The sequence below is a fragment of the Streptomyces sp. NPDC127197 genome (genome assembly GCF_042672405.1).
GTDB lineage: Bacteria > Actinomycetota > Actinomycetes > Streptomycetales > Streptomycetaceae > Streptomyces > Streptomyces flavusporus.
Map to the genome: position 1 here is coordinate 1 of NZ_JBHXVG010000084.1, position 11,287 is coordinate 11,287.

Sequence of the window (11,287 nt, forward strand, 5' to 3'; positions counted from 1 at the left end):
AAAGTCCCGGCACAGCGCGGTGAAGCAGGAAGCCCCCGGAAGGGTCAGACGACCCAGGCCGGAATCCCTGGACCTTAGGCCAGGGAGCACGTCAATCCCCTCCTTTGCCCCGCAGAGCCTCGTGACGCCTCAGAGCTTCCGCCCGGAGCCGCTGCTTCAATTCGACACGGCCTGCGCCATGACCCGCCGAACAGCGCGGTACTGCAACCTCGTTGCAGGCCACTGCACTATTCGGCGGGCGCCGTGACGTTCTGCGCGACCGTCCAGGCGATCGTGGCCGTCGGCGCCACCGCGCAGTTCGTCGACATCGACCCCGCCACGCTGTGCGTGACCGACCGGCCCGTCATGGACGCGGTCGGCCACAATACGGCCGCGGTCATCCCGGTCCTGTTCGGCGGCCGGGCGGTCGCCTCAGCCGCGTCCGGGTGGAGCTGACCGAGCGGGGCGCGTGATCCGGCGGGTGGCGCACCGGGCCGTCGGCAAGCCGTGGTCCGACGCGGAGTGAGGCGGCGGGGCAACCATTTGGCGGCGTCATGGGTCTTGCCACCGGTCACGTTCGTGATCGCACTGACGAGGAGACCATCATCACCGCCATACGTAAGACCCTGATCGCCACCGCAGTCGTCGGCGCCGTTCTGGCGGGTTCGGCCGCCTGCGGCACCGTGGAGCAGCTCTCCGCCGGGAAGAAGCTCGACCAGGCCTTCGGGAAGCTCGGCAAGGAGAAGACGATCTCCTTCGAGCTCGGCCTCGACACCGACGCCCAGAGCCTGAAGGCGCTGGACGCCTCGTCGGACCCGGAGCCCGGCGAGGAGATGCCCGACGAGGCCGCCGACCTGCTCAGTGGCGCGAAGATCAGTGTCACCGTGCAGTCGAAGAAGCCGATCGACGAGTCCGGCGAGAAGGACTACGTCGGCATGGCCATGAAGGTCAGCACCAAGGACGGCGACCTCGTCGAGTACCGGGTCGTCGGCGACTACACCTACATCCGCTCCGACACGGACTCCCTCGGCAAGGCGATGGGTGCCCCCGTGCCGTCCGCGAAGGACCTGCCCCCGGAGGCGAGCGGACTCAAGAAGGTGCTTGAGGGCGAGTGGGTGAAGTTCAACACCAAGGAGATGGAGAAGACCACCGCCGAGATGGGGGCGGAGCCCGGCGCGAAGCCCGCGCCGGAACCCACCCTCGACGCCAAGACGCAGAAGCAGCTGCTGGAGGCGCTCCGCGAGACCATCGCCCGCGAGGTCGACTTCAAGACCGCCGGTGACAAGGACGGCTCCGAGCACATCACCGCCACCGCTCCATTCCGTACGCTGATCACGGAGTTTTTCGGCGAGATCCGCCCGCTCGCGAAGAACTTGCCGCCGGGCATGGAACTGCCCACGGACAAGGACCTCAAGGACACCCCGAACACCAAGGTCACGGCCGACTTCACACTCAAGAACGGCGAGCTGACCGAGGTGTACGTCGACCTCGCCAAGCTGGCCGAGAACGCGAAGGTGAAGAAGCTGGGCCTGGTGGTGCGGATGAGCGAGGGCCAGACGCCCACGGCCCCGGCCGGCGCCACCGAGCTGAACATCGACGAGATCCTGGGCGGGTTCGGCGCCGTGATGATGGAAGAGGAGGACTTCGGCGAGGAGGGCTTCCCCGAGGACGCGGCGTAGGCACACGTCGAGACGGGGGCGCGCAAGGGCGCGGCGATGCGAGGGCGGCCGCGACGAGGGCAGCACCCAGCGCGGCGCCAGTGAAAGCCGCAACAGTGACGGTGGGGGTGACCACGCCCGGCGAACGACCCGCGGGCCGAACGCGTCCACGCGGGCCCGGTCACGTCACCTGGATCCCCCCGTATACGCCGGCGGGCAGCCGCACGTTTCGGTCCGTTGCCATCTAGGTCGGACAAAAAGTGAACTTTCCGACATCGGGCGGGGGGCGGGAACGGCCGGGCACGTGCGGAGCCGGGCGCCCGCGTGACACGGCCGGACGGCACCTCGTTTCACGTAACCGTGGCTCGGCACCCATCGAGGGCAGCCGGCACACATCCTGAGCCATGACCGGCTCGTCGGCCACGCGGACCACGTTGAAGACCTTCTGGTACTCCTCGGGCAGAGCCTTCTAGTCCGTGCCTTTCTCCCGATGCGGCACCAGCAGCACCGCCCGGCCCGCGACCTGTCCGGCAGTCGGCCCGGACGTCTCGTCCGCCTCCGCTTCGGCCTGCGCGTTCAGCCGGATGAGCACCCGCTCCGCGCAGGCGAGTTCCTCCCGCTGTGCGGCGATCTGCTCCAGCATGTCATCCATGGCTGCCCCTCCCGGAAGATCCGGACAGAGCGTATGAATCTTCCGCACACTCTGGCAGCGGAACCACGGAATCTCCCTGCCGGGCCTCCAGACGATCATCATGCTCGGCAGCCGCCCACGACGTGCGTGAGCACCGATCACTTCACTCACACCAGCCATGCGACCAGCAACTCAGGGTGAAACACGCTCGTAGGGGCGTAGGCCGGGGAGCTTGTTCAGGTGCGTCGGCAGGGCCTGGACGTGTGCCGTGTCACTGGCTGCTCCGTGGGCTGTAGGGCTGGAGGAGCTGGTCGACGGGTGCGTAGTCGTCGGTGAGCAGTTGGGCATCGTCGGTCCAGGAGGTGAGGTCGTCACCGGTGACGATCTTCCAGCCGGTTTGCCGGGCGTCCAGCGCTTCCTGGGTCGCGCGTAGGTCGACTGGCCGGTCGGAGGCGAGCACCACCAGATTGCCGCCTTCGGGGGTGGCGGTCGGGTCGAGGCCGATATCGGTGGGTTCGCCGATGAGGGCGACGTGCTCGAAGGTCTCGCTGAGAGTGGCTACTTCGGCGCGTGCGAAGGCCATATCACCGTGGTCGATGAGGTTGGCAACGTACAGGCCGTCCTCGTTGAGCACCCGCCGTACGTCAGTCATCGCTTCCACCGTAGTGAGGTGCCACGGCACGCTGACGCCCCCGAAGGCGTCGCCGACGACGAGGTCACGACTGCCGGCGTCCAGTTGCCGCAGGCCGAGCCTGCCGTCCTCGGCGCGTACGTCGATACCGGCTTGTGATCTCAGACCGAGTTGGTCGCGGTTGATGCCCACGACCCCGCTGTCGATCTCGGACACGAGGCTGCGCGTCCCGGGTCGCGTGGCCGCGAGGTAACGCGGAAAGGTGAGCCCGCCGCCGCCCAGGTGGTGGGCAGCAAGTGGCTCACCTTCGGGAAAGGCGGCATCGACCACCGACGCGATGGCGCGCACATACGTGAACTCCAGGAAGGTCGGGTCGTCGATGTCGACGTAGGAGTGCCGCAAGCCGTCCAGAACGAGTGTGCGGCCGCTGCCCCGGTCGGGGTCTGCGACGACCCGTGCGCAGTGGTACTTGGTCTCCGTGTCGCAGCCACCGGGCGCGACCGTGGTGGCGAGGCCGCCGGCAACGACCACGAGTGCGAGGGCAGGGGTGCCGTTCCACCCGCGCGTTCGCCACTCGACCAGCGCCGAACCGACCACCAGCAGTGTTCCGAGGCCGATCAGTATGCCGCTGACCGGCAACCGCGATACGAGGACGAAGCCGGTGAGGACGGTGCCGACGATGGCGCCGACGGTGCCGACGCCGGACAGTCGGCCGACAACCGTTCCGGTCTCGGCGAGGCTGGTGAGACGCAACTTGGTCACGATCGGCGTCACCGCGGAGAGCAACGCGCCCGGCACGAGGATGGTCAGCGACGCGATCAACAAGAGCATCGCCGGTGCCCACTCCGCAGTGCTGCGCAGCACGGCAGGGGTGAGCGCCACGACCGCTCCCGATACCCCGAGCGAGGGGCCCAGGAGCCGGCGTGGATTGACCTGGTCGGCGATGCGCCCACCCAGCCAGGAGCCGAGGGCGATCGCGGTGAGGGCGATGCCGATCACCATGGTGCTGGTCTCGAGGGTGAGGCCGAGGTAGGGAGCCAGCAGCCGCAAAGCGACGATCTCGACCACCAGGACTGCGGCCGAGGAGCCGAACACCAGCACAACAGCGGAACGGGGACCCAGGCCGTAGTTGCCAGGCGTGCCCTCGGCGACAGGCGAGGAAGGCGATCCGGTCACGGGCGACATCCTTGCATGCGACTCATCGAGGCGAGGTCAGTCGTTCCCGACGAGGCCGGCTGAGGCGGCGGCGCGCTACAGCTGTGTACGGCCTGCCTCGTGCTTCTGCCGGATCTCCCGGAACTCCGCTTCGCTGATCTTCCGCCATGTGGCCGTGCGTTGAGTGGCCGCGTGGGGAGTGGTGGTCGCTGTGATGATGCTCGTCTTCGGCCACCTCCACGAGGTCGGACTCGGCGCCATCGCCGACCTCGGCTTCACCGGCCTGGACGACGACCTCGACAACCCAGTGATCATCACCGGCTTCAAGGCCGCCCGCCAATCCCCTCACCACGGCGAAGAAGCAGGTCAACAAGTTGATCGCCGCCGAACGCACTGCCTGTGAGCACGCGTTCGTCCATCTGAAGAACTGGCGCATCCTGACCGAGCTCCGCCTGGATGCCCGGCACGCCACCACCTTCCTGCGGGCCTCCTCGTCCTCACGAACCTTGAGGTCGCCCGCTGGCAGATGATCTACAGCCCGGACAACCAGCCACGACCAGCACGAGCACCTGAGCTGCCCCGAGTTTCATAGAGTCGGCGGCCGGGGCAGGGTGAACAGACCTGGCTCGGGCTCGGTGAGGATGCCTCTGTTGACCAAGTGTTTCAGCTTGGCGCGCATGCCCTCGGTGTGCCGCGGTTCGGTGCCGGTGCCCAGCGCCTTGCACACGTCCTTGGCGCGGAGCGCGTCCGCGGCCTGCTCGATGGCGGCCAGGATCTCGTGGTAGCCGGGCGGAAGCGGTTCGGGTGGCGGGAGACCGTCCTCGGCGTCCAGTTCCAGGATGGTCTCGTGTGTGATCTCGAGCCGCTCCGATGTCTGTTCGGCGGCGGCGAGTTGCTCGCTGAGCTGGGTGATCTGCTCACGCAGCCGTTCGTCTGTGACATCTACTCTCCGCACCTGACCACGAGGCGCTGCCAGCGGGTCGGGACGTGGGCGGCGGCGAACAACGTGGAGATCGCCTACGCCCCGACCAACAGCTCCTGGCTCAACCGGATCGAGGCCCAGTTCACCGCCCTGCGCTATTTTGCTCTCGACGGCACCGACCACACCAGCCACAAGCAGCAGGCAAACATGATCCGCCGCTACATCATCTGGCGGAACAAGCACGCCGTCGACGAACGCCTTCGCGAGGTCGTGAACAGGGCGAACGTTGCCTGATGCGGCACTAGATCCTGTCCGGCCGTACGGCTGAACCGTACGAGCGTACGCATCCTGTCGGGCCGACCGGGCAGAGGTGTCACATGGCCACATCCACGCCACCCACATCGGCGTCCGGGGGCGCACCGGACCACCAGCCGTCGCTCAAACGGGCCATCGGCCCGAAGCTGCTGATCCTCTTCGTGGTCGGCGACATCCTGGGCACCGGCATCTACGCCACGACCGGCAAGGTCGCGGGAAAGGTCGGCGGCGCACTGTGGCTGCCGTTCGTGATCGGCTTCGTCGTCGCGCTGCTGACGGCGGCGTCGTACGTCGAACTCGTCGGCAAGTACCCGAAGGCGGCTGGCGCCGCGCTCTACACGCAGAGGGCGTTCAAGGTCCCCTTCCTGACCTTCATCATCGCCTTCATGGTGATGTGCTCGGGCTTGTCGTCCGCAAGCGCGGCCGCCCGCGCGTTCAGCGGGGACTACTTCCAGGAGTTCACCACCGCGATCCCGCCGACCCTGATCGCGATCGTCTTCATCCTCGCCCTCGCCTCGCTGGCGCTGCGCGGTGTGTCGGAGTCGGTGAAGACCAATGTGGTGCTCACCCTCGTCGAGCTGACCGGCCTGCTGATCATCCTCGTGATCGGCACGTGGGCGGTGCTGACGGGCGGCGGAGAGCCGTCCCGGCTGGGCGAATTCCAGGCGGAGGGCACGGGGTACGCGCTGTTGACGAGCGTGCTGGGCGCCACCGCCCTGGGCTTCTTCGCCTTCGTCGGCTTCGAGGACTCCGTCAACATGGCGGAGGAGACGAAGGACCCGGTCCGCACCTTCCCCCGCGCGATCTTCACCGGCGTCGCCGTCACCGGCACGATCTATGTACTGGTAGCGCTCGTCTCGTCGCTGCTCGTCCCGTACCAGACGCTGGAGCAGTCCAGCGGGCCGCTGCTTGAGGTCGTCAAGGCCGGCGGGGTCTCCTTCCCGCCGAAGCTCTTCGCGGCCATCGCGCTCTTCGCGGTCACCAACTCGGCGCTGATCAACATCATGATGGCGTCGCGGCTCTGCTACGGGCTGGCGAACGAGAAGGTCCTGCCGAAGGGCATGGGCCGCGTGCTGCGCCACCGGCGCACGCCCATCACCGGGATCATCTTCGTCACGCTGCTGGCGATCGGCCTGGTGTCGACGGGCGAGATCGAGGGGCTCGGCGACACCACGGCGTTCCTGCTGCTGTGCGTCTTCGCGGTGGTCAACGTGGCCGTGCTGGTGCTGCGCAAGGACAGCGTCGCGCACGAGCACTTCCGTACGCCGACGATCCTGCCGGTGCTCGGGGCGATCACGGCGATCATCCTGGCGAGTCCGTTGTCGGAGCGGGCGGCGGATGTGTACATCCGGGCGGGGGTGCTGATCGGGATCGGGATCGTGCTGTGGGCGGTCAACAAGGTGTGGATGAAGCTCAGCCACGAGAAGGAGGCGGCCCGAGGGTGACCCCCGGGGGCTTCGGGTGACTCCCCGAGGGCCGTGCCCCCGGATGCCTCAGCGTCGGCGGGCGCCGCCCGCCAGCGTAGGCGTCCGCGCGCGTCCCAGTAGTAGTGGTGCACCCACACCTGCCGCAGGATCTCCACCTGCGGCAACAGGCGCAGGTGGGGCGGGGCGGAGGCGGCCCAGGCGGCGGTCAGCACCTTCTGACCGTCCCGGCCGAACTGCTCGGCCCGCTCGGTCACGGCCGCCTTCCCGCCCGGCAGCTTGCCGATCTCGATCCGGCGTCCGTAGCGTTTGCTCCACTCCGGCTCGATCAGCGGCGCGAGCCAGTCCGGTGCGGCCTCGGCCAGCTCCTCCAGTGCGGCTCGCAGGCTCTCCCCGACCAGCTCCAGTCGGCTCAGGAAGCGGACCGCGGCCAGGACGTGGGTGGCGTCGGTGCGCTGCCGCCCACCGGCCTTGAGCAGGCCGGCCCCCTCAGGCGATCCAGCATCGCCTCCAGCCGCCGGTCAACGGCGCCGTTCTTGGCCAGCCGGGCCCGAAACTCGCACAGCACCGAGTGGTCGAACCCCGGATCGTCCAGCTCCAGGCCGAGGGCGTACTTCCAGTCGATCCGAGTGCGGACCGCATCGGCCGCCGCCCGGTCGGAGAGGTTCTCCGCGAACTGCAGCCAGGGTCTTTGCATGAACGCGGTCTGCCCGGTACGTCGCACTGGCGTGTGACGTGGTGTCATGTCCCGGTTGGCTACGGGCTGGTCCGGTCAGCAGTGCAGGCACGGTGCCGGTGATCATGTGGGTGTCTGAAGTCCCATGAGCACCGAGCGAGCCCATGCCTGCCCCTGCACCATCCCCCATGCCCGCCGCGCTGGAGCAACTGATCCGCACCCATGCTCCGGTCCCGGTCGCCGACGCCGTCCGCCTGCGCGTCTTCCTCTGTTGTGTGCCCGACCCCCGCGACCGCCGGGGCCGCCGCTATCCGTTGGTCGCGCTGCTGCCCGCGGCAGCCGCGGGCGTCCTGGCCGGCGCCCGTTCACTGGTCGCGATCGGCGAGTGGATCGCAGACGCGCCCCGGTGGGCGCTGCACGCTCTGGGCTTCCCGCCCGACCCGCTGACCGGCAGTGTGCCGACACCGCACCCGGCCACTGTGCGCCGGTTCCTCGCCCGCCTCGACGGCGACGCCGTGGACCATGCGGTCGGCGCGTTCCTGCACTCCCGCACGGACGCGCCCCACCCCGGTCCGGCACAGCGCCCGGCGCTGCGGGCGATCGCGGTGGACGGCAGGACGCTGCGCGGCTCGCGCCACGGCGACCGGCCCGCTGTCGCCCTGCTGGCCGCGATGGAGCACTCCGGCAGTGTGCTCGCCCCGCGCCAGGTCGCCGACAAGAGCAACGAGATCCCTGCCTTCGCGCCGCTGCTTAACCCCCTCGAGCTGACCGGCACCGTGGTCACCGCAGACGCCCTGCACCCCCGGCACGAACACGGCGCCTACCTGCGCTCCCGCGGCGCCCACCACCTGGCGATCGGGAAGAAGAACCACCCCGGCCTGTTCGAGACCGTCCGCACGCTGCCCTGGCGGGACATCGCGCGGGACCACTACGACCGCACCCGCGCCCACCACCGGATGGAGATCCGCCGGCTGAAGACCGCCGCGTTCGCCCGCCTTGACTACCCCGGCGCCCGCCAGGCCCTCCAAGTCGTGCGCTGGCGACGCGAGATGGACACCGGCAAGCTCACCATCGAGCGTGTCTGCCTGATCACCAGCCTGCCGCCGGGCGAGGCAACCGGCGAGCAACTCGCCGCCTGGATCAGGGTCACTGGCACATCGAAAACCTGCTGCACCACGTGCGCGACCGGACCTTCCGCGAGGACGACTCCAAGATCCGCACCGCCCACCTGCCCCGCGTGATGGCCAGCCTGCGCAACCTCGCCATCGGCGTCCACCGCCAGGACGGCCGCACCAACATCGCCGCCGTCCTCCGCCACGCCGCCCGCGACTACCACCGGCCCCCGTCAGCCCTCGGCCTCATCTAGCTGGAGGTTCCCGGCGTGGCCGGGTGGCCGATACCGCAGCAGGACGTTGCCCGAACGGAACACGGTCACCGCCCCGGCCGTCAGGTCGATGCGGTCCTTCAGACCGGCGTACAGGCTCCGACCGCGGCCCAGCAGCACCGGGTGCAGCAAGATCCGCAGCTCATCCACCAAGCCCTGCTCCAGCAGGGTCACGGTCAGTTGCGAACTCCCGAAGACCGCGACGTCACCGGCGGACTCGGCCCGCAGCCGCGCAACCTCGGCGGCCAGGTCACTGCCGTCGGTGACGCGGGTGTTCTCCCAGGGGGTGACCGGGCCGCCGCCCGCCACCACCGTCTTGGGCACGGTGTTCATGAAGGCTGCAACCTCGGGCATCCGCTCCGCCGCATCGACCGAGGTCCAGATCTCGGCGAAGTGCTCGTAGGTGCGCCGGCCCAGCAGCAGGGCACCCACTTCGCGGGTCTGCCGCAGGTTCCAGTCGAAGAACTCCTCGTCGTACAGGCCCCACCCCAGTTCCCCACCGGGTCCCTCGTGATAGCCGTCGAGGGAACAGAACAGGAACGCGAACACCTGCCGCTGTCGGCCGTGAGGCGCCGAGCCGCCGCTCATCTCGTCTCCTTCCAGTCATCACTGCATCAGACAGACTGGCACCGAAGACAGAACTCATCGGGCGTGCCCCGGCCCTGCTCGCGACCGACCGGACACGCCTGACGAACCCGGACAGAACGCGATCACGCAAAGACCCTGGCAGTAGGACGGAGAGTCCCGTCGGGGTCGGACAGGCGAACGCGTGGTTCGGATGCAACGCTCGCACGGCCTCGTAGGCGAGGCGTGTCTTACCGGCTGTGGATTCGCCGACGATCAGAAGGAAGCTGCCACGTGTGATGGCGTCGTGCACCTCGGTTTCCCGGTCGCGCCGAATGAACGGGGCAGGCGGTCTTCGGCACCATCGCGGACGACGAGTTCGGCAGCGTGCACGCCCAGAGTGATCGGGTCGTTCAGATCACGCACACAGGGCAGACGGCCGCTGGGACCAACTGCGTAGAGGCTGGCTGACATGAGTTCGCGCTGTCGGACAGCCGTGTCTGTGCGGGCCGGCACTCGGGTGACGGGCAACGCTGTGATCGCTGCTGCTGCTGCTGCTGCTGCCGCTGCCGCGACAGCAGCAGCTCGCTCAGGCGGCATCCAGATTGCCGCGATGACTCCGGCCAGCCCGGCGATCCCGGCAAGCGCGAAGTAGGCGATCCACCAGCGGACGCGGCCTGCCACGATCCCTCCCCGATGATCCGGAAAACCACATCCTGGTGACTATGCCCAGCGTCGTCCAGCACTTGCCGGTGCCGAGCAGCCGCTAGAGCCCAAACCGTTCAGACCGCGCCGCTGGCCGTACGGCAGCGGCGTGCGGAAAGCCGCCGCTCCGGCACGACTGCTCGTTCTCCAGCCACGCAGGGACGCTTTCGCTACGAGCCACATCAAGACCGGTTGGCCGAATCCAGCAGGCCGAACGATTGTGTGAATAGAGCGGGTGTGGCGTTCTGGCCGCAGGACGACAGGCAAGCAGGGGGTGTCGGAACGGGTTGGAGGTGCGCGGTGGGCGTGTTCACGCATCTCCACGTCGCCTCCGGGGTCTCCGCCCGCTACGGGGCCGCGAATCCCGAGGACCTCGTCCGCAGGGCGGCAGAGCTCGGCATGACGGAGCTCGTGCTGACCAGCGGGCGCCGCCGTCGCTGCCGACCGCCCAGCGGCTGATCCAGATCGGCGCGCTCGGGCCGCTGCAGGGCGAGCTGACCCGGCGGGATCTGCTGCTGCAGGCCACCGAACTGCACCGGCATTCCCGCCACGGCGCCGCAGCACTCGTCGTCGCTGCCCCTGAGAGGTCGTTTTCACCTGATTTACGCCACTTAACGCACCTCAGTACTGCACTCTCGCCTCTCATGCGACAAGCCCGTCCGCGACGAGGCGAGAGCAATCGCCCATACGGCATGTCTTGGAGCGAGACGGACTTCAGGGAGTGAGACTGGCAATTCGGGCTGCCGCGGGATCTCACCAGCCGCATGGGTGCAGTGACGCCTCGGAAGTCACACCGCGACGGCGAAGCCATCTGGGATGAAACAGACTTCACCGATGAAAACGACCTCTCAGAGGTTGTTTTTCTCCGTAACACCCTCTATTTCCTGGGATTCTCGGTGCAGAGCTCCTGAGTTGGTGAGGTCCCTGGTGTGCTTGGGCCATGAGGGCCCGGTGGGGTGACAGCTGGGGTGAGATACGGCTTGTGCCTGTCTCATCCCAAGACGCTGGTAGAGCGTGCTCCTGCTGGTCGCACTGCACGCCTGGGCGCACATGTCTGCTGGCGGTACATCCGTGTCATGGCCGAACGTCGTGCGTATCCGAGTGATCTGTCCGATGCCCGCTGGGAGTTGATCGAGCCGATCCTTTCGGCCTGGCGGGCCGAGCGGCGCCGACATGCCCTGGACATCGGGCGCCCGCCCGAGCACGATCTGCGCGAGATCATGAACGCGATCCTGTACGTGGA

At 68.5% G+C, this 11,287-nt stretch carries 14 protein-coding genes and 1 pseudogene; 9 read left to right on the forward strand and 6 right to left on the reverse strand.

Features of this window, described 5'->3' with window-relative positions:
* Positions 1 to 243 precede the first annotated feature (243 nt).
* Together ACFVJQ_RS44580 and ACFVJQ_RS44585 are read left to right on the forward strand one after the other, a co-directional pair.
* A complete protein-coding gene (locus tag ACFVJQ_RS44580) occupies positions 244 to 435 on the forward strand; it encodes a DegT/DnrJ/EryC1/StrS family aminotransferase (protein ID WP_385516576.1) in 192 nt (63 codons plus the stop codon).
* A gap of 227 nt (positions 436 to 662) precedes the next feature.
* Positions 663 to 1,658, forward strand: coding sequence for a hypothetical protein (locus tag ACFVJQ_RS44585; RefSeq protein ID WP_385791653.1), 996 nt, complete (start codon positions 663 to 665; stop codon positions 1,656 to 1,658).
* Between the two features lie 448 nt (positions 1,659 to 2,106).
* Here ACFVJQ_RS44585 and ACFVJQ_RS44590 read toward each other — a convergent pair whose 3' ends face one another.
* Both ACFVJQ_RS44590 and ACFVJQ_RS44595 read right to left on the reverse strand, forming a co-directional pair.
* A complete protein-coding gene (locus tag ACFVJQ_RS44590; protein WP_385516574.1) occupies positions 2,107 to 2,289 on the reverse strand; it encodes a hypothetical protein in 183 nt (60 codons plus the stop codon).
* A 250-nt stretch (positions 2,290 to 2,539) separates the two neighbouring features.
* Positions 2,540 to 4,075 (reverse strand): fused MFS/spermidine synthase, encoded by a 1,536-nt coding sequence (locus tag ACFVJQ_RS44595; protein WP_385516573.1) that lies wholly within the window; start codon positions 4,073 to 4,075, stop codon positions 2,540 to 2,542.
* Between the two features lie 181 nt (positions 4,076 to 4,256).
* On the opposite strand from ACFVJQ_RS44595, the gene ACFVJQ_RS44600 reads away from it, so the two are divergent.
* On the forward strand, positions 4,257 to 4,457 hold the full coding sequence (locus ACFVJQ_RS44600) for a hypothetical protein (protein ID WP_385791640.1): 201 nt from the start codon (positions 4,257 to 4,259) through the stop codon (positions 4,455 to 4,457).
* A 183-nt stretch (positions 4,458 to 4,640) separates the two neighbouring features.
* On the opposite strand, the gene ACFVJQ_RS44605 is transcribed toward ACFVJQ_RS44600, so the two are convergent.
* On the reverse strand, positions 4,641 to 5,009 hold the full coding sequence (locus ACFVJQ_RS44605) for a hypothetical protein (RefSeq protein ID WP_385791642.1): 369 nt from the start codon (positions 5,007 to 5,009) through the stop codon (positions 4,641 to 4,643).
* On the opposite strand from ACFVJQ_RS44605, the pseudogene ACFVJQ_RS44610 reads away from it, so the two are divergent.
* Positions 4,986 to 5,270: pseudogene (locus tag ACFVJQ_RS44610) on the forward strand (hypothetical protein); the annotation flags it as partial. The gene ACFVJQ_RS44605 and the pseudogene ACFVJQ_RS44610 sit on opposite strands and share 24 nt — an antisense overlap.
* Before the next feature lie 83 nt (positions 5,271 to 5,353).
* A complete protein-coding gene (locus ACFVJQ_RS44615) occupies positions 5,354 to 6,736 on the forward strand; it encodes an APC family permease (protein WP_385791644.1) in 1,383 nt (460 codons plus the stop codon).
* Between the two features lie 391 nt (positions 6,737 to 7,127).
* On the opposite strand, the gene ACFVJQ_RS44620 is transcribed toward ACFVJQ_RS44615, so the two are convergent.
* Positions 7,128 to 7,412: a transposase gene (locus tag ACFVJQ_RS44620; RefSeq protein WP_385516570.1), complete on the reverse strand. Its 285-nt coding sequence runs from the start codon at positions 7,410 to 7,412 to the stop codon at positions 7,128 to 7,130.
* Positions 7,413 to 7,579: 167 nt separating this feature from the next.
* Here ACFVJQ_RS44620 and ACFVJQ_RS44625 point away from each other — a divergent pair, with 167 nt between their 5' ends.
* Positions 7,580 to 8,632 (forward strand): ISAs1 family transposase, encoded by a 1,053-nt coding sequence (locus tag ACFVJQ_RS44625; RefSeq protein ID WP_385791646.1) that lies wholly within the window; start codon positions 7,580 to 7,582, stop codon positions 8,630 to 8,632.
* The gene (locus ACFVJQ_RS44630; RefSeq protein ID WP_385791648.1) at positions 8,569 to 8,757 is read left to right on the forward strand and encodes a hypothetical protein; all 189 of its coding nucleotides are present in this window, start codon (positions 8,569 to 8,571) and stop codon (positions 8,755 to 8,757) included. The genes ACFVJQ_RS44625 and ACFVJQ_RS44630 overlap by 64 nt, the downstream gene beginning before the upstream one ends.
* On the opposite strand, the gene ACFVJQ_RS44635 is transcribed toward ACFVJQ_RS44630, so the two are convergent.
* Positions 8,737 to 9,363 carry a dihydrofolate reductase family protein gene (locus ACFVJQ_RS44635; protein ID WP_385791649.1) on the reverse strand — a complete coding sequence of 209 codons (627 nt, stop codon included), beginning with the start codon at positions 9,361 to 9,363 and terminating at the stop codon, positions 8,737 to 8,739. The genes ACFVJQ_RS44630 and ACFVJQ_RS44635 overlap by 21 nt on opposite strands.
* A gap of 252 nt (positions 9,364 to 9,615) precedes the next feature.
* Complete coding sequence (locus tag ACFVJQ_RS44640; RefSeq protein WP_385791651.1) at positions 9,616 to 10,023, reverse strand: hypothetical protein; 408 nt, start codon at positions 10,021 to 10,023, stop codon at positions 9,616 to 9,618.
* Positions 10,024 to 10,350: 327 nt separating this feature from the next.
* On the opposite strand from ACFVJQ_RS44640, the gene ACFVJQ_RS44645 reads away from it, so the two are divergent.
* Both ACFVJQ_RS44645 and ACFVJQ_RS44650 read left to right on the forward strand, forming a co-directional pair.
* Positions 10,351 to 10,503 carry a hypothetical protein gene (locus ACFVJQ_RS44645; protein WP_385516588.1) on the forward strand — a complete coding sequence of 51 codons (153 nt, stop codon included), beginning with the start codon at positions 10,351 to 10,353 and terminating at the stop codon, positions 10,501 to 10,503.
* 617 nt (positions 10,504 to 11,120) lie between these two features.
* On the forward strand, positions 11,121 to 11,287 hold a 167-nt coding region (locus tag ACFVJQ_RS44650), incomplete at its 3' end, for a transposase (protein WP_385791655.1).

Excerpts from the sequence above, each read along its gene's own strand:
- ACFVJQ_RS44590 (WP_385516574.1), bottom strand. The coding sequence starts at position 2,289 with ATGGATGACATGCTGGAGCAGATCGCCGCACAGCGGGAGGAACTCGCC.
- ACFVJQ_RS44615 (WP_385791644.1), top strand. The coding sequence starts at position 5,354 with ATGGCCACATCCACGCCACCCACATCGGCGTCCGGGGGCGCACCGGAC.
- ACFVJQ_RS44620 (WP_385516570.1), bottom strand. The coding sequence starts at position 7,412 with ATGCAAAGACCCTGGCTGCAGTTCGCGGAGAACCTCTCCGACCGGGCG.
- ACFVJQ_RS44625 (WP_385791646.1), top strand. The coding sequence starts at position 7,580 with ATGCCCGCCGCGCTGGAGCAACTGATCCGCACCCATGCTCCGGTCCCG.
- ACFVJQ_RS44635 (WP_385791649.1), bottom strand. The coding sequence starts at position 9,363 with ATGAGCGGCGGCTCGGCGCCTCACGGCCGACAGCGGCAGGTGTTCGCG.